Source organism: Halobaculum sp. XH14 (genome assembly GCF_032116555.1).
Classification (GTDB): Archaea; Halobacteriota; Halobacteria; order Halobacteriales; family Haloferacaceae; genus Halorarum; species Halorarum halobium.
The window spans coordinates 1-16580 of the sequence record NZ_CP134950.1 but is presented as its reverse complement, the minus strand read 5'-3'; the positions used below and the strand labels follow the sequence as shown (position 1 = coordinate 16580).

Genomic DNA, 16580 nt, shown 5'->3' with positions numbered 1-16580 from the left:
CCGAGGCGGGATGGATGAATCGACGGCGAGCCGATACGGTAGTCGGTGGCCTGGTCGCTGCTGTCCTCATCATCGGCGGTGTACTCAGCTGGCAAGCGTACCAGCAACAGCAAGCGTTCGAGCAGATGGGGTCGATGATGGGAACCTCGATGGGAGCAGTTCACGGCACGAATCCGCTCTGGTACGTCCTCGGAACCATCCTCGTCTCGGTCGTCATCGGCGGGGGATATCTGATGGTTCGCGACGACGTCACCAGCACGGAGGCGGTCGATCGACAAGGGAGCGATGTCTCGGATCAAATCGACCAGGAACGCTCTGAATTCGAATCCGAACCGTCGACCCAGACCGCTCAACCAGGTAACGGCATCAATCCAGAAACTCAGCCTCGGGCCCGCGTACTGGACCTGTTGCCGGACGACGAACGCCGCATCCTCGAACCGGTTCTCTCCTCGCCGGGCATCACGCAAATCGAACTCCGGGATCGGTCGGATTTCTCGAAGAGCAAGGTGAGCCAGACGGTCAGCGCACTCGAGAAGCGTGGCCTGCTATACCGCGAACGTCAGGGGCGGACATACCGGATTTATCCGAGTGACGACTTGAAGCAGACGCAGAGCTAGCATCTGCTAGCACCTGTCGAACAGTTTTGTAGCTGGACGTCGTATCCTCTCACATGTGTAACCGCCACGTCGCTCATATGATTGCGGACTACGAAGCGGCGAGGCTCGACGAGGACGCGGAGGAGACTGACAAATCCGAGTCGCGCGCTGCGGAACAGACGACGAGAAATCAATCCGGATTGCTGACGACTCTCAGAAGCCGCCTCGCTCGATAATCACTAGCCAAGTCGATCTCTTTCCTGTCTCGAAGACTGGGTTAGGGAGCTAATCGGCGGCCTGTGCCTGTCCGCGCGATTGGCTCTGCCCCATCTCGGCGGGGTTCTTCATGCCCTCCTTCACGCCGAAGTAGACGAGGATGGCGTTGACCGGGTACGCAAAGACGAACCCGACTGATAGCGAAAACGCCAGCGCTCCCCAGAACAGGAGATCAGAGATATGGGCCTGACTGGCGATCAGCAGGTCCGTCCCGATAGCAGCGATTTCCATGATGGTGATGCTCGGCGTTTCGCTGTAGAGGGCGTCGAGCATCGCCTCGCCGAAGCCGACGCCCTCCTGCATCAGTGGGCCGACTGTCAGGGCGTAGCCGAACAGGTACGCGAGCGCGAACGTTCCTGCAGCGACGAGGAGGGTACTCTGGAGTGCGAGCAGGCCCGCGAGGAGCGCGAACCCGAGAACTTCACCGGCACCACATCCCGAATAGCAATGAGCGGTCGAGCGGAAGCCACGCCGCCACAGCGAGTCGTTGCTGATCTGGCTGCGGCCGGAGTACCAGTAGATGGCCAGGCCGAACGGTCCGGAGTAGAGGACGACCAGCGTCCAGACGCCTTTCATCAGCGATGGCAGCGCCTGATTCCGCTCGCGGATGTCCCACCAGAGGGTGCCCACGGACGCGACGACGAACAGTGCCCAGACACCCATCACGAGCGGGTCCGACAAAATCGGTTTCATGACGTGACGAACCGGTGCGAGCGCGTGTTCGATTTGTGTGAGGAGTCCGTTGAGTGGCATGGTCACTGGAAGTGGTGCGCGGTACGGAGCAGGATACTCCCGTCAGCCAATCGATGGCCCGGTACAGGCACTGATAGGGGAGGAATACTTTCGGGAGTTGTGGTTAACATTCCAAAGCAAGCCCCACCGTCAGAGTCGGCCCCGCCGCGAACTGGAGACATTCGAGGCGGCCGCCCAGGTCCGGTGAATTCGATGGGGATGAACGTTCCACATCCTGAAAAACGATTAGAACGCCCTATACACGTTCTCGAACGTTCTCCTACGCGAATTCACACCCACGTAGATAACTCCCGAGCGGTTCTACGACTAACCGAGGAGAAAGACAATGACCAACTTCAAACTCGGCGGCTGGCTGCTCGTGGCGCTCGCGATCGTCGGACTCGCGTTCGCCGCTCCCGTGGTCAGCGCACACGGCACCGACACGACCACAGACGGTGCACCCACTGACAATGCTACCGCCGATGACTGGGCGGCCTGGATGGAGGCGCAGATGACTGAGCACATGGGCCCGGGTAGCGTCGAGTGGATGGAGTCGCACATGGGTGTGACCGTCGACGAGATGGCCCAGGACATGGCTGACGACGACTACAACGGCGGGATGTACGGACAGGGCCACTGCTGACGGCCCTGACCGTTTCGATCGCTTCGACCGAATACCACGATTCACCAACGCAAGATAATGACGCAACTCACTACACACATCGGACGCACTGCTCGTCGATTCGCGCTACTCGCCGTCCCACTGCTGGTCGCAGCGACTGGAACAGCTGCTGCCCACGGCGGCGGGAGCTACGGCGGCGGCATGATGGGGGGTGACTGGGGCCTCTTCGGCGGAGCGATGGGGCTCTGGGGTCTCCTCTGGATGGGGCTCCTCATCGCCGTCCCGCTCTACCTCGTCTATGCGCTCCTCAACCGAGGATCCGGTGGGACCGAAGAGCAGTCGCTGTCGGTACTCCGTGAGCGCTACGCCCGCGGGGAGCTCTCGGACGACGAATTCGATCGACAGCGAAAACAGCTCGAACGTACCGGATGACCGGAACCGCTGCTGTTCCAACCGGTGCACCACACTTCCAACGCTCGCCGTTGCGGCACCCAACCGTTAACCCCGTAGACGGGGTATGATACTTCATGGAATACACAATACAGACTTCAGTCACCGGTGAGTTCGACGACGTCGTCGACACGACGATTGCGGCGCTCAAAGACGAAGGATTCGGCGTCCTCTGTGACATCGACGTCCAAGCGACGCTCGAGGAGAAACTCGGCGAGGAGTTTCGACAGTACCGCATCCTCGGTGCGTGCAACCCGGGGCTGGCACACGAGGGCCTGAACGAAGAGATCGAACTCGGCGCACTCCTCCCGTGTAACGTCATCGTCTACGAAACCGACGACGGCGAGGTCATGGTGAGTGCCGTCGACCCACAACAGCTCGTCGGCATCGCCGACAACGAGGCACTCGACTCGATCGCGAACGAGGTCCACGACCGGTTCGAACGCGTTCTCGTCAGTGTCGCGGACGAACTCGAATCATCGACGGAAATCTGAACCATGACATCATCAAACCAACTCGACACCACAACCATCGTCCTCCTCATCCTCGGGGCGATCATTGTCCTCCCCTTGCTCACGATGGGGATGGGATTCGGCGGGATGATGGGATACGGTGGAATGATGGGTGGATACGGGACGACCAGTGGCTGGTGGCCACTCGTCGGGATGCTCGTCCAGCTGGTCTTCCTCCTCCTCCTGCTTGGTGGCGGATATCTCGTCTTCCGTCGCGTGACGGCATCGCAGTCGTCGCGGAATCCCGCAATGGAGGAGCTGCGTATGGCATACGCCCGCGGAGATCTCACCGAGGAAGAGTTCGAGGCGCGTCGGAACAAGCTCGAACGCTCGGAGTGACGGTCCGACCACCAACCTCCGGCGTTACTCACGTCCGCCCCCTTGGAATCCGGAATCTGTGACCCTCACAGCTTTCGGATGTAAATAGAAATGTGCTAAAGGCACAAGACCATACTAGCTACTATGACGGAAGTTATCCTGTTCACGCAGGAGACCTGTGGAGCGTGCGCAACGCAACGAGAGAAAAACGAGGGCCTCGAAGATGCGTATCCGGGTGTCAAGTTCCGGGAGGTCGACATTCAGACCGATCTGGAGACGGCCGAAGAGTACGGTGTCCGAAAGACGCCAACGACGCTCGTGTATGCGAACGGGGAACAGACGGCCGAGTTCATCGGCATCGTCGACCGGGACGAATTGGAGGCTGCCATCGAGAGCGCCGGCCAGCAATCGCCCGGACTCGCGAACCGGCTCGCCAGCATCATCCGTGGATAACAGAAGCCAACCAGCTACAATGACAGACTACAGTAGACGCCAGTTCCTGGGAGCGCTCGGTGCTGGCACAGTCGCGAGTGCGGGATTCACCCAACCAGTCGCCGCACAGGAGACGCCCGTCGTGAAGATGGGCAACAACTACTTCGACCCGATCGGACTCCACGTCGAACCCGGCACGACCGTTCGCTTCGAGCTAGCGGCCGGAGCCCACTCGGCGACCGCCTACGAGGACCGGATTCCATCCGACGCCAGCGCATTCGACAGCGGGACCATCTCGCAGGGGAGCTTCGAGCACACGTTCGAAGAGCCAGGCACGTACGACTACTACTGCATCCCGCACAAGACGGTCGGCATGGTCGGTCGCATCGTCGTTGGTAGCCCTGGCGGTCCAGCTGAAGACAGCCCGATACCGGACGGCGAGGTCCCCGACAGCGAGACGATTGTTCAGAACGGCGCCGTGGCCATCGGCTCGGACGTCGACGGAAGCGGGAGCACCGATAGCGGCATGATGGGGCCCGGCGGAGGGGGCATGATGGGTGGCTCGAGGGGCGGATGGGGCGGCGTCCCGTTCGTCGGCGGGGCACTCGGAATGCTGGGACTGATCGGTGGACTCCTCTACTGGGCACTGGGTCGAGGTGACGCTCCTTCCCGGAGTGATACGTCTGCGATGGAAACCCTCCAACGCCGTTACGCACGAGGTGAGATCGACGAAGAAGAGTTCCAGCAGCGTCGTGAACGGTTGGAGGACAGGCAAGACGACCGTTCCCTGTGAGGTGAGTCAACAAACCCCTTCGGGGAGACGTCTGTAAATTCGTCCGTCTGCGGAGGTTGCCCTCTTTCGATTGCGTCGTCACGTCGCTCGAGTTCCTCGGTAGTACACCCAAATAGCGAGGAGTCCGACGACGAGGAGGTAGCCGAATCCCCAACCGAGCGACATAGCAGTATCGAGGTCCGTCGTGAGTCCGGTATCGACCATCACCCGGACAGGATGATACCCTGGGAAGAGTTTCATCCACCACTCGGGTTCCGACTGGACGAACAGCGGGTCCTGGAAGAGACCGATGTCGATCATCGGGAGGATCAACATGATCCACAGGCCGGCCAGACGGTTGAAGACGGCGCCGACGAGCATCCCAATAAGTCCGTAGGTAACTGAAAGGATGACCATCGCGGCGACGAACCACCACAGCTGTTCGGGCTGGAAGTCAACGAGCATCACGCCCACGGAAACGCCGACAACGACAAGCGTGATCACGGCGAGGACGCCGAACCGTGCGGCGATAACCTCGCGGGCGCGATAGCCGACGACCGCGAGGCGGCCGTCCGTATCTCTCGCCTCGCGCATCAGGAACAGGCCGGCCAAGCCAGCGATAAACGAGCTCGTGATCGGTGTCATGATCACGCCATGGACCTCGGGCATCCCTCGCATCACGGTCGTCGTCTCGCCGTCGACGAGCGTCCGGACCGGCATTTGGACGTCCTGGGTGACCGCAAAGGCGAGCGTGATGAACGACACTGGGAGAATCACCAGGAGCGCCACGAGGACGTAGTTACGGGCGTGTTCCCGGAGCCCGATACCGAACGCCGTGGCCGTTCGATTCACGCTGACCACCCCCCAGACGTGCGCATCGTCGCACCGAATACGGCAGTCACGAGGACGAGCAACACGAGAACGTATCCGCCAACGAAGGCGAGGTCGCCCGCCGCGAACGTGCCGTCGAAGACGGCCGACTGGAGAAGTTCTTTCGGATGATACAGCGGGAAGTACTGGACGAAGTCGGGGACATCCGCGGCGAGCGGGCTGTCGCCACTGAGGAACGCGTCCATCATCGCGAGGAACACGACGACGAGCGACCCCTCGAACAGCCGCGGAAGCACTGCGCCGACGAGCGCACCGAGGAAGGCGTAGACGACGCCCGCGAGCGCGAGGAACGCGAACACGAGCAGCGGTGCCTCGGGTTCGACGGTCAGCCAGAGGACCCCGAAGTTCACCCCCGCGACGACAATCGTGACACCCGCGAGAGTCGCCAGCCGCGTCGCAAGTAACGTCCTCGGCGAGTACCCGGTCTGGACGAGCCGTCGGTCGGCCTCCCGGGCACTGATCATCTGGACCAGACCCATCAGCCCAGCGATGATGGCGACGCCGAAGATTGCGCCGAGGACGCGCCCGAGATCGAGCGGAATCGCCTCGATGGTCGGCATCGGCGGTAGCCCCGCCATCGCCTGTCCCCACCCCTCGATGACCACGAGCGGCAGCACCAGCGCGAGGACCACGTTCAGGGGCGTCCTGAGGAACGTCCTAACGTTTGATCGAATGCCCACGGCGAACCTATTCATCGTCTCCCTCCCGGTCGCTTCGGAGTTCGCTCTCAGTTTCGTCGTCGGTCACGTCGTGAACCAGTCCGTTCCGCACCTCGAAGACGCGGTCGAGGCGACTCCGTTCCTCGATGAGGTGAGAGATCATGACGACGGCAGTGCCGTCGTCCGCGAGGTCCTGTGCCATGTCCCAGAATCGCAGGTAAGTCTCCCAGTCGAACCCGGTGTAGGGTTCGTCGAGCATGAGAACGTCCGGGTCGTGCATCAACGCGATGCTGAGGTTGACCTTCTGTCGGTTCCCACCGCTAAGCTGGTCGACCCGGTAGTCAAGGTACTGCTCGAAGTCGAGTTCGTCCGCCAGTCTTTGCTTCGCCGCGTCGATCTCCTCGCGACTCATCCCGTACCCGGCGCCGAAGAGCCGGAAGGTTTCAGAGACGGTCAACCGATCGTAGAGCAGGGGTTCCTGCGGACACCATCCGACGGTTCCATACCGTTCGACCGTGCCCGCGTCGTGGTCGAGAACCCCGACGAGAATCTTCATCAGCGTGGACTTGCCCGACCCATTCTCGCCGACGATGCCGACGATCTCGCCGGCACGGACCTCGATATCCGCACCGGTGAGAACGGGCGTCGACCGTCCCAACGGAAGTCGTGACCCGTAGGTTTTCTCGAGAACGTTGCCTCGAACGAGCGTCTTGCTACCATCGACCGTCTCCGTGGGCGCCGTGGTCATTTCCATACGTGGAAAGACGTTCTACTCATTCAATCGAATTGTTGTTAAGAATCGAAAGTTAACCCCGTCAAATTACCCTGAGATCGGGTTGTATCACGAAGAGAGCAATGGATAGCCAACGATTTGGCATTCCTTTTGTCTCCAAACAGGAGTAGACTTGGTCGGTAGCCGTCATGAAAATCAGACATCTATCAGGCCCCGAACATAGTGTTGATGCGGTTTTCAAGTCAGGGTTCGAGTATCCATGGATCAGTGCTACATCTGTGACTCGGAATGCGCTCGCGACGATGAGGTGTTCGTCTGCGAGCACTGCGGGATCTCCTGCCACCGACACTGTATGGCGGAATACGACACCGATGTCTGCCCGAAGTGTGTCGGCGAGCCGATGATCGGAGCGATCGAGTTCTAGTCGTTCCTTGTCACTCACACACCGCCTTCAGCCCGGAGGCGGAGTATATCGATGGTCAGCTGGCGAAATGCGTTTTTGACTCGTGCCCGTAGCACAGGTATGTCTACGACCGTCGAACTCCCCAACGTTGATGAGACGTGCGCCTACTGCAGGTCGCGTATCTTCGACCACGACCCGATCTGTGTGCGCGACTGTACCGACGACTGCGGGTCGCCGACCTACTTCTGCAACTACGCGTGTCTCTCGACCTACGTTGACGAAAACAACTTGACGACTGGCAACGCGTGTGAGTGGTCGCCCGACGACCCCGACTGCTGCTGAGTGGATTCGCCCCAAGCAAGACACAGAGCGACGTATTAGCCGCCACCCAACCTAGGAACCACCAACGGAGCAGTACTGGCCGTCCAACTTTATGAATGCAGCCAACGAAGTCCGTAGTGGTTCACTATGTCAAAAGAGCGCACGTCCGACGGCCTGCTCCGCATCGTCCTGATCGTCCTCGCGGTGATCGTCCTGTTCCCGCTGTTGATGATGGTGTTCGCGATGCCGATGATGGGCATGATGGGCTGGTGGTGGGGTGGTGGCATGGCCGGCGGCCTCTCACCGCTGTGGGGTATCGGAATGATGCTCGTCTGGCTCGTTGTCCTCGTCGGCATCGGCTACCTCCTCTATCGCGGCCTCGTCGGTGGTGTCGGGTCGTCGCTGACCAGCGATAGAGCACTCGAGGAACTCCGAGTGGCGTACGCTCGTGGCGACCTCTCCGACGAGGAGTTCGAGGAACGGCGTGCGAAACTCACCCGCGAGGAGTCGCAGTAGTCTGCAATCATGTCCTCGACAGTACAGCGACGCGAGTTTCTCACTGCGCTCGGAGCCGGCACCGCAGGTCTCTCCGGATGCGTTGGAAATCTCCCGGGCAGTGGCGACGGCGTCGACAGGACGATCTACGTCGGAGGCTACCACTGGGGCTTCGTTATCATCGGTGCGAGTCTGTTCGCCTACGACGTTCTCAAGAAACGCTTCGTCCGCCGTGACGAACCTGATTCCATCTCTGACGGAACGATCATCTCCCGGCGAATCTTCGCCGAAGGAGACGCGGGTTCCGAACTCGACAACGATTAACGCCCCCAATCACTCGTGTTTCGACGATATCGACGCTGTTAACGTTCTCTTCACGGCGTGCGATTTCATCTGCCAATTCGTTTCACCCGGGTGATCGTGCGCGACACGGGGAACACGGGTCCTGAATGGGGTGACCAGAAGATCCAACAACAACGGAGTCTCTCACCATGGACCGAGTCAGTAAATATCGTTATGAGTCACTGGCGTCGCTTACGATTCCCGCTGAGCGCGGACGAACGCTCGCCGCAGGACGGTCAGCAGGACGTACGTCTCGTACTTCTGGTTCCGACAGTGGTCACACGGCTGCATCTCCGTTGTGATCTCCTCGATAGATTCCTCGTACTCCTCCGTGAGATGGTTCAGTGCCTCCGTGACCTGCGGCTGGATAGCATCCGTCATCTCCTCCACGGCGGCATCAGCCGAACCCGGTAGTGAGTACGAGAGGACGATCGTGTTCGCGTGGTAGTACTTCGTCGTGCCGCCACGCCCCTCCTCAAAGCGGACGACGTCTACGAGCCCGGAATCGCGGAGTTCGTTGATGTGGTGCCGAACGGTGTTTTCGGTCCGCTCGATCCCTCGCTCGGTAAGTCGGTCGTGAACCTCGCCTGCCGTCCGTGCCTCATCGGCCAGTATGTCGAGGATCATCGCCCGCATCGGTTCGTCGATGGCGTCCGAGACGCGGGTATCCCTGATCGCGATGTCGTCGAGATGGTGGTCGGCGCCGGAACTGCTCATAGTGGGACTGCGAGACACGCGCGGGAAAAGGTAGCGGAGCATACGGCTGTCGAACGATTCGGCCGGGTGGCTGATCCTGTGGTCGGAGCGTGGAGAAGTCCTATACGACTCGTTTGACTGTTCCAACGCCCCATATTCCTATTCAAACATATCATCTAAAAAATATATATGGCAGTCCGGGTGCTACGTAGAACTGTGATGAACGAGACAACCCAACTCCGCGTGATGGACTTCGACTGCCCGACCTGCGCGAGCACCGTCGAACGCGCCCTCTCGAACGTCAACGGCGTCCAGAACGTGGAAGTCCACTACACGACCGGCCGGGTCGAGATCGAGTACGACGACAACGTCGCTGACCCCGACGCCTTCGCACAGGCCATCGAAAACCAGGGCTACACGCCCCAGCCCGCCTAGACCAATGAACGCACAAACGATCACCCAGTACTACCGGAAGAACCGGAAGGCCATCGTTACGGCGTCCAGCGGCCTGCTCTACGGTGCCGGCTGGAGCCTCGGCCACTTCACCGGCTTCAATACAGCGAGTGCCGGTATTCTCATCCTCGCGGCGATCATCGGCGGCTACGACATCGCCAAGACCGCCTACTACGAGGTCACCAACCGAACACTCGGCATCAAGACGCTCGTGACCTTGGCGGCCATTGGTGCCATCGTCATCGGCGAATACTGGGAAGCTGCCGCCGTCGTCTTCCTGTTCAGCCTCGGCAGCTACCTGGAAGGCCGGACAATGCGGAAGACCCGGACGGCCCTCCAGGAACTCCTGGAGATGACGCCCGACACGGCCACAGTACGCCGCGACGGAGACCTCCAAGAAGTACCTGCTCACGACGTCGAGGAGGGTGAAGTCGTCCTCGTGAAGCCGGGTGGGAAGATTCCGGTCGATGGGACCGTCGTCGACGGCGAGAGTGCCATCAACCAGGCGCCAGTCACCGGCGAGAGCGCCCCCGTCCACAAGGCCTACGGCGACGAAGTCTACGCCGGGACGGTCAACCAAGAAGGGGCGCTTGAAGTCCGAACGACGGGTGCGGGCTCGGATACGACGCTCGAACGCATCATCCGCCGCGTCGAGAAGGCCCAGGAGGCGCAGTCGCCAACGGAGAATCTCATCGACCGGTTCGCGAAGTACTACACGCCCGGCGTCATCGTGCTGGCGATCGGCGCATACGCGGTCACACAGAATGCGATCCTGTCGTTGACCCTGCTGGTTATCGGCTGTCCGGGTGCGCTGGTCATCGGACCGCCGGTCAGCATCGTCTCGGCTATCGGTAACGCCGCTCGGTCTGGCGTGCTGATGAAGGGCGGTGAACACCTCGAGCGCTCCGGCAAAATCGACCTCGTCGCCTTCGACAAGACGGGGACGCTCACGAAGGGCGAGACCACCGTCGCGGACGTCGAGGGGTTCGGCGTCGCCGACGACGAGGTCCTCTCGCTCGCGGCGACCGCCGAGAAGAAGAGCGAACATCACCTCGCCGACGCCATCGTCGACGCAGCACGCGACCGTCCGACCGCCGCAACCGATGGCGGAGCGGCGGTCGCCCATTCCGACGACGCGAACGCCGAACGCCGGTCGGTTCCAGATCCGGATGACTTCGACGTGGTCGCCGGGAAAGGTGTCGTCGCCCACGCAGACGGTCAGGAGCTCGTCGTTGGTAACCGGGCGTTGCTCGACGACCGCGGCATCGACGTTCCGGCTCATGTCGCCGAGTACGTCCGTAACCGTGAGGAGCGTGGTGAGACGGCCGTCCACGTCGTGCGGGACGGCAGCGTCATCGGCGTGATCGCCATGCGCGACGAACTCCGAGAGGTCGCTCCTGGCGTCGTTGCGGCGCTGCAGGATGCCAGCATCCAGACCGTGATGCTCACCGGCGACAACGAGCGGACGGCAGCTGCCGTCGCAGGGGAGGTGGGCATCGACGACTACCGCGCCGAACTCCTCCCCGAGGACAAACAGACCGTCATCGAAGAATACCAGTCCGACGGCCACGTCGTCGCGATGGTCGGCGACGGCATCAACGACGCGCCGTCGCTGGCGACCGCCGACGTCGGTATTGCGATGGGCGCAGCCGGCACGGACACCGCCATCGAGACGGCGGACATGGCGCTGATGGCCGACGACCTCGAACGCATCCCGTACGCGGTCAAACTGAGCAAGGCGACGCGCTGGAACGTCCTCGAGAACGTCGGGCTCGCGGTGCTGACCGTGACTGTCCTGCTCGCGGGCGTGCTCACGAGCTACGTTACGCTCGCCGCTGGGATGCTGGTCCACGAGGCCAGCGTTCTCCTCGTTATCCTCAACGGGATGCGACTGCTCCGACACTAACCACCACAACCAATGACAACTAATTCAACTTCGACTGACGCGACTCCCACTGGTACCGACTGGCAGGTCGACTACGAGGTCGACCCGATCGAGATCCGTGACCCCGTCGCGGAAGCCCTCGGCGTCCTCGAACCGGGCGACCCGTTCGTCATCACGTACGCGGACGCGGTGAAAGAGGCCGGGCACTCCTGCCCGACTGCCTCGGGCGCCTACCGAATCGTCCAGTTCGGGCTCGACGCCCTGTATTCCGACGACTATCCAGTTCGGAGCGAAATCGAGGTACAGGCGGCCGGCCCGCAGGACGATGCTGCGTACGGCGTGATGAGCCGCATCATCTCGTACGTCACTGGCGCGACCGAAGACGACGGATTCAGCGGGCTCGCCGGCGGCTACGGCGGCCGCCGCGACCTTCTCGTCTTCGACGCGTTCGACCCGGACACGGCGGAGCCGACGTTCCGGTTCCGGCGAACCGACACAGACGAGACCGTCGAAGTGACCTACCACGTCAGCGACGTTCCTGACGGTGGACCCGCAATCGGGAACCTCCAGGGGATTCTCGACGAATCGGCAAGCCACCAGCACCGAGAGGCCTTCGCTGACGCCTGGCACCGCCGGGTACAGACTGTCCTCAGCGACGACACGCTGTTTACCGTCGAAGCAGTGTGAACGCGACGGTCTCCCCCCACACTCGAAATAAGTTACTGCGGTACACTATCGATCTTCTCGAGCGCCTCAGTTGCAACGTCCCCTAGCTCGCCTGCCTCAATATGCGAATAGCGCTCACGAACCATCTCCTCAGAGTTGTCTAAGTACCGAGCAGCGACAGTGTACCCAAACGCGCGGACAAGCACCTCACCCATCCCTCGGCGACCACCGTGCGGGGCAAGATAATCGTGTTTCGGATGGTCGATGTCAATCTCTGCGGCCTCTGAGAGCCGTTGAAGATTCGATCGTGCGCCATCCGTCGTGATCGACGGCGGCCGGATATCCCCCTCAAGTGTCAAGAGAAGGTCGCGAGCGTACTTTTCACGACGCTCGGTAATCGATTCTGGGCGTTCCCCTCGTTCGGCTAGTTCTTCCTGGACGAGCTCTGCGAGCGTCCGTTGGTCGAATGTCGGAAACACCGGCCAGCGCTCCGTCGGCGGGTCCATCAGCTGGCGATAGCTTCGCAGCGGAGAGATTACCGGGTCGGGGAGACTGGCGGCGTCCCACTGCTGTTTCTTCCGGTAGACGTCCATACTCCCGTCGTCGAGCGAGAGGTCCTCCCAGCGGACGCCGCGCCGACGCGGGTCGTTCGGATCCCGTAGGAGTTCCCCGACCCGAACGGCGGTGTACGCGAGAACGAACACCAGAGCTCGGTCACGAGCCGCCTTCAGCGCCGCGTAGCGTCCTCGCTGCTTGTCGAGGGGGTCAGTTTCCTCCGGGAGTGTCGTGTACACCTCGACGGCGTCGCGGGCCCGTTCGTCGACGTGGCGCTGTTCGGACGTCCAGCTGCTGGTCGCCGGGCTTGCGGCCGTCGTCCTCCGGCAGTGGCGCCATCGCACTCGCCCGCTGCGCGTAATGCGCCTCGAGATAGCCCTCGTTGACGCACCAGCCACACCACAAATTTGTATAGCGGTATATAATTTATGAGTTGGCTAAAATGGCGCATTCTTGGGTTTGGACGTGTTTATCGCCGGTTTAGAGATTCAAATCGAGCCAGTAGAGCGTTTACGTTTAGTGCGATAAACGTAAACAGATTCAAGGGGGTGGCCGCCGTCTGCCACAGCGAACCCAATGCCTCCGCTCAAACCCCGGGATACAACCACTCAGAACGGCCCTGCGCGATATCGGCGCCTGTCGGCTCGTTCCCGAGAACCAACCCCACCCGAATTTGACTACAGCGAGGGATCGCGATGAGTTCCGACGAGAAGCATTCGCACTCAGGTGACGAACGCGGCGCAGCGGTACCTCTCGTCGATGTTCTCGAAGATTACCTCTCGGACAAGGGGAAGGGGCGCAACGGCGAGAGCGGACAGTATCGACGACATGCTGAACGCGAGGTGAATCGGCTCATCGAATTTCTTGCGGAGGATCGTTCGTCGTCATCGGTGACGTTTGAGGAGCTGTCCGTCGGTGATCTTCGTGAGTACGCGCGGTATCTTGCTCGGCAGGGGTGGACCGAGGGCACGGTACAGAATTACTACGCTCACGTCTCCGGATTTTGCGGTTGGGCGGCTCGCGAAGGCTATCTCTCGGGGAACATCGCCCAGCGACGCCGGGCGAAAGAGCCACTCCCCGAGGATACAGGTCGGAAGAGCGGAGAACAACAGGCCTGGTCGGCCGAGCATCGAGCACGTCTCCTGGAGTATGTGAACAAACAAGCACACGATGCCATCGACGCTGTCGCGGAGGACCGCCAAACGGCGATCAAGGCGACTCGTGATCGGGCACTCGTCTACATCCTTTGCTTCACAGGGGTTCGCGGCGCCGAGGTCCTCGCCGATGGAAACGACGATCGGCGCGGACGTGATGGATTGCGGTGGTCGGATGTCTCGTTCGAGGACAACAACATCCAGGTGCTCGGAAAAACGGGGAAATGGGATGACCGACCGCTACCAGACCCTGCTGTTCCTCCACTGGAGCGGCTGAAGCGCATCACAGACGCGTCAAGCGAGGAGTGGCCGGTGTTCCCGACCCTGGACTACCCGACACTGGTGGAGACGTTTGCCCAGACGATGACCGCCCGAAGATATGACCCGGCTGAAGTCGAGTCTATTCGCACAGAGAAAGTGAATGACGGCGAGGCGTCACCTCTCGAACTGCTTGCTGACTATGGTATCGAACCGCCTGCATTAACGACGCACGGCGCTCGCGAGGTCCTAAAACGACTCACGGCGGACGCGGACATCGACCTCGACGATAAACACGGGTATCTAGCTCCACACGGCGCTCGTCGTGGTGTCGGTGAGGTGCTCGTCCGGGCGTACGGTCACGCCGAGGCGGCCCGATACCTAGACAACTCCGAAGAGATCGTTCGCGAGCATTACTCGCACATTGAGGCGGGTGAGCTGGCTGAACGCGCTGAAGCCGCCTTCGCCGAGCACGATCAAGAGCTGCGAGGTCAACACGACGCCGGCGACGAGCCAACTTCCCACCCGGTCGACGAGTGACTCAGCCGGTGCTGCAGCTGCTGTATACCGATTTGTCGCAGTCAAACTTCCGAGGAGGATCTAGGGGAGAGAGGAGAGCGCGAATCTCGACGCTTGCGGGTTATTTATCCAGATATTCGATTCCCCACTCACGGAGTGTCTCGGCGACGAGTTCGGGGTGTTCCTGTGCGACTACCATCGCAGCTTCGCGCGCGTCACCCTTGTACACAGGACCATCAACGAGGTCTTGCAGGTCGTTCAAGAAGTCCTCTTCACCCTCTTTGACAAAGGGACGAACCTCGAGCAGCAGTTGCTTGGTTCGGTCCGCGTTCACCGACGCACCGCGCATCTGCCGTTGCACGAGGTACGGAAGGTCATCCAGATCGAAATCGCCCGACTGGGACGGTGTCACCGCCTGTGATTGGGTCTCTTCCTGTGGCATTTCCTCCGAAGATGGGGGCTTTGTGGTCGGATCGGATTCCGTCGGTGCGTCGGGTTGCGTCTCCGTCTCTGCTGCTCTCTCCTCCCTCTCCGATTCGGATGCTTCGGTCTCGTCCGTCTCTTCGGGCTCCTCGTCCGACTCCTCGTCGAAATCGAGGCTCCCAGTTCCCTTCTTCAACCCCGCCATTAGGACATCACCTCCGCGTCCTCAATGTTGAGTTCCGGCTCCTGAGGGGGTTCGACGCCGAACTCATCGGTGAGGTAGCTGGCAATATCGAGAATGGTCTCGAGCGTCTCGACTTCGCGCTCGCGGAGGCGACGGGTTCCCGCCTCCCCGTTGTGCCACGCTTCCTCGACGACTTTGAACGCCGTGCCTTGGGCATCCCACATCTCGTCCATCATACTTTGTCGCTCGCCAATCGTCGCGGCGATACCGTATTCATCTTCCATTTCTTCGATGTAGCGGTTGTGTGTGCTGGTTGTACCGGCACCCGAGAGGATGACTGCGGCGACGCCGACGTCGATCCCCAGGTTCTCACTCATACTCTCTAAGAGCCCTGCGAGCCCTTCGAGGCTCTTGTTGCCCTTTCCAGCGGGTTTACTCGGTGATACGAGTGTTCGAGTGGCATAGATGGCGTTATACAGCATAATCTCAGCACGAGCGTTCGGGTCGATGATGACGACGTCGTAGTCGTCCTGGACGTTGTTCTCCTCCCAGAGGACGTTATAGAGCTGCTCGTACCGGTTGAATTCGTCGCCCATATTCTCCTCGAAGCGTTCACGTTGGAGGAGAAGTTCGGTGAATTCCTCGAGCATATCGTGCGCCGGGAGGACGTCGACTCCCTCGTCGGTGCTGCGAATGAGGTCCTCGAAGTCACCGTCGGGTCGTCCGAGGACGTGTCGGACGAGATTGTCTGCCTCGGGATCGTCACGCCCCTCCTCAACATCGAAGAGGTAGGTGAGATTGGCGGCCTGGTGGTCGAGATCGATGACGAGGACATCGAATCCCTGTCGAGCGTGAGCCTCGGCGAGGTTCGCTGTCCACGTTGTTTTGTGGATTCCCCCTGATTCCGAGTAGATGGTATAGGTGATGGGCATGTGTTCTCCACATCGGTCGTTCGCATAATAAAGGTACGTCAGACATACGGCTAACCCATTCACCTAATTCATCCACATAATTTACTTACCTAATCAATAGATCCAATTACCCCACCCAATGTATGTTGATAATGGTTTTAGAGAATCCATCCACCCACCAGGAGGCACTACATTCAGATTATAAATTCAGATTAGGTTATCACATAATACACCCAAGTAGGACAGTAGGGCGTTAATACAGGACTTTCGTGGAGCCTCCCGAGAACCACCCACCAGATAGAATATTAGGTGAATTGATTAG

22 protein-coding genes and 1 pseudogene are annotated in these 16580 nt (G+C 60.7%); 15 read left to right on the top strand and 8 right to left on the bottom strand.

The genetic code is table 11. The features are described from left to right. The first annotated feature begins 14 nt into the window (after positions 1–14). A complete protein-coding gene (locus RJT50_RS16975) occupies positions 15–617 on the top strand; it encodes a helix-turn-helix transcriptional regulator (protein WP_310930799.1) in 603 nt (200 codons plus the stop codon). Between the two features lie 264 nt (positions 618–881). On the opposite strand, the gene RJT50_RS16970 is transcribed toward RJT50_RS16975, so the two are convergent. Beyond that, positions 882–1625 carry a DUF4396 domain-containing protein gene (locus tag RJT50_RS16970; protein WP_313696105.1) on the bottom strand — a complete coding sequence of 248 codons (744 nt, stop codon included), beginning with the start codon at positions 1623–1625 and terminating at the stop codon, positions 882–884. A 325-nt stretch (positions 1626–1950) separates the two neighbouring features. Here RJT50_RS16970 and RJT50_RS16965 point away from each other — a divergent pair, with 325 nt between their 5' ends. From RJT50_RS16965 to RJT50_RS16940, 6 genes are all read left to right on the top strand, one after another. After that, on the top strand, positions 1951–2247 hold the full coding sequence (locus tag RJT50_RS16965; RefSeq protein ID WP_310897847.1) for a hypothetical protein: 297 nt from the start codon (positions 1951–1953) through the stop codon (positions 2245–2247). A 57-nt stretch (positions 2248–2304) separates the two neighbouring features. Continuing rightward, positions 2305–2658 carry an SHOCT domain-containing protein gene (locus RJT50_RS16960; protein WP_310897848.1) on the top strand — a complete coding sequence of 118 codons (354 nt, stop codon included), beginning with the start codon at positions 2305–2307 and terminating at the stop codon, positions 2656–2658. Positions 2659–2753: 95 nt separating this feature from the next. Beyond that, positions 2754–3170 carry a DUF302 domain-containing protein gene (locus RJT50_RS16955; RefSeq protein ID WP_310897849.1) on the top strand — a complete coding sequence of 139 codons (417 nt, stop codon included), beginning with the start codon at positions 2754–2756 and terminating at the stop codon, positions 3168–3170. Positions 3171–3173: 3 nt separating this feature from the next. After that, a complete protein-coding gene (locus tag RJT50_RS16950) occupies positions 3174–3527 on the top strand; it encodes an SHOCT domain-containing protein (RefSeq protein ID WP_004594615.1) in 354 nt (117 codons plus the stop codon). A 123-nt stretch (positions 3528–3650) separates the two neighbouring features. Continuing rightward, complete coding sequence (locus RJT50_RS16945) at positions 3651–3959, top strand: thioredoxin family protein (protein WP_310902080.1); 309 nt, start codon at positions 3651–3653, stop codon at positions 3957–3959. 19 nt (positions 3960–3978) lie between these two features. After that, positions 3979–4731, top strand: coding sequence for a plastocyanin/azurin family copper-binding protein (locus tag RJT50_RS16940; RefSeq protein WP_310930775.1), 753 nt, complete (start codon positions 3979–3981; stop codon positions 4729–4731). A gap of 78 nt (positions 4732–4809) precedes the next feature. On the opposite strand, the gene RJT50_RS16935 is transcribed toward RJT50_RS16940, so the two are convergent. The 3 genes from RJT50_RS16935 to RJT50_RS16925 are packed head-to-tail and all read right to left on the bottom strand — an operon-like array spanning position 4810 to position 7014. Then, the gene (locus RJT50_RS16935) at positions 4810–5562 is read right to left on the bottom strand and encodes an ABC transporter permease (RefSeq protein WP_310902078.1); all 753 of its coding nucleotides are present in this window, start codon (positions 5560–5562) and stop codon (positions 4810–4812) included. Next, positions 5559–6233: an ABC transporter permease gene (locus RJT50_RS16930; protein WP_313696104.1), complete on the bottom strand. Its 675-nt coding sequence runs from the start codon at positions 6231–6233 to the stop codon at positions 5559–5561. The genes RJT50_RS16935 and RJT50_RS16930 overlap by 4 nt, the downstream gene beginning before the upstream one ends. A 55-nt stretch (positions 6234–6288) precedes the next feature. Further along, positions 6289–7014: an ABC transporter ATP-binding protein gene (locus tag RJT50_RS16925; RefSeq protein WP_233514217.1), complete on the bottom strand. Its 726-nt coding sequence runs from the start codon at positions 7012–7014 to the stop codon at positions 6289–6291. A gap of 238 nt (positions 7015–7252) precedes the next feature. Here RJT50_RS16925 and RJT50_RS16920 point away from each other — a divergent pair, with 238 nt between their 5' ends. The 4 genes from RJT50_RS16920 (at position 7253) to RJT50_RS16905 (ending at position 8536) form a co-directional block, all read left to right on the top strand. Further along, entirely contained in the window at positions 7253–7417 is a 165-nt protein-coding gene (locus RJT50_RS16920; RefSeq protein ID WP_313696103.1) for a hypothetical protein, read from the top strand. Between the two features lie 99 nt (positions 7418–7516). Beyond that, positions 7517–7738 (top strand): hypothetical protein, encoded by a 222-nt coding sequence (locus RJT50_RS16915; protein ID WP_058365172.1) that lies wholly within the window; start codon positions 7517–7519, stop codon positions 7736–7738. A 126-nt stretch (positions 7739–7864) separates the two neighbouring features. Then, a complete protein-coding gene (locus tag RJT50_RS16910; protein WP_058365173.1) occupies positions 7865–8233 on the top strand; it encodes an SHOCT domain-containing protein in 369 nt (122 codons plus the stop codon). A 9-nt stretch (positions 8234–8242) separates the two neighbouring features. Further along, complete coding sequence (locus RJT50_RS16905; protein WP_310930777.1) at positions 8243–8536, top strand: hypothetical protein; 294 nt, start codon at positions 8243–8245, stop codon at positions 8534–8536. 210 nt (positions 8537–8746) lie between these two features. On the opposite strand, the gene RJT50_RS16900 is transcribed toward RJT50_RS16905, so the two are convergent. Next, positions 8747–9271: a winged helix-turn-helix domain-containing protein gene (locus RJT50_RS16900; protein WP_058365175.1), complete on the bottom strand. Its 525-nt coding sequence runs from the start codon at positions 9269–9271 to the stop codon at positions 8747–8749. A 198-nt stretch (positions 9272–9469) separates the two neighbouring features. Here RJT50_RS16900 and RJT50_RS16895 point away from each other — a divergent pair, with 198 nt between their 5' ends. Genes RJT50_RS16895 through RJT50_RS16885 form a run of 3 tightly spaced genes read left to right on the top strand, consistent with a single transcriptional unit; the run spans position 9470 to position 12275 of the window. After that, the gene (locus tag RJT50_RS16895) at positions 9470–9685 is read left to right on the top strand and encodes a heavy-metal-associated domain-containing protein (RefSeq protein ID WP_058365176.1); all 216 of its coding nucleotides are present in this window, start codon (positions 9470–9472) and stop codon (positions 9683–9685) included. 4 nt (positions 9686–9689) lie between these two features. Next, entirely contained in the window at positions 9690–11609 is a 1920-nt protein-coding gene (locus RJT50_RS16890; RefSeq protein ID WP_313696102.1) for a heavy metal translocating P-type ATPase, read from the top strand. Positions 11610–11621: 12 nt separating this feature from the next. Then, positions 11622–12275, top strand: a complete 654-nt coding sequence (locus tag RJT50_RS16885; protein WP_310930778.1) for a hypothetical protein — start codon at positions 11622–11624, stop codon at positions 12273–12275. 32 nt (positions 12276–12307) lie between these two features. Here the strand turns inward: RJT50_RS16885 and RJT50_RS16880 are convergent. Continuing rightward, positions 12308–13229 (bottom strand): annotated as a pseudogene (locus RJT50_RS16880) (site-specific integrase); the annotation flags it as partial. A gap of 275 nt (positions 13230–13504) precedes the next feature. On the opposite strand from RJT50_RS16880, the gene RJT50_RS16875 reads away from it, so the two are divergent. After that, positions 13505–14761 carry a tyrosine-type recombinase/integrase gene (locus RJT50_RS16875; RefSeq protein ID WP_310930779.1) on the top strand — a complete coding sequence of 419 codons (1257 nt, stop codon included), beginning with the start codon at positions 13505–13507 and terminating at the stop codon, positions 14759–14761. Positions 14762–14861: 100 nt separating this feature from the next. On the opposite strand, the gene RJT50_RS16870 is transcribed toward RJT50_RS16875, so the two are convergent. Next, positions 14862–15368 (bottom strand): DUF7970 domain-containing protein, encoded by a 507-nt coding sequence (locus RJT50_RS16870; protein ID WP_310930780.1) that lies wholly within the window; start codon positions 15366–15368, stop codon positions 14862–14864. Then, entirely contained in the window at positions 15368–16279 is a 912-nt protein-coding gene (locus RJT50_RS16865) for a ParA family protein (RefSeq protein ID WP_310930781.1), read from the bottom strand. The genes RJT50_RS16870 and RJT50_RS16865 overlap by 1 nt, the downstream gene beginning before the upstream one ends. Between the last annotated feature and the right edge of the window lie 301 nt (positions 16280–16580).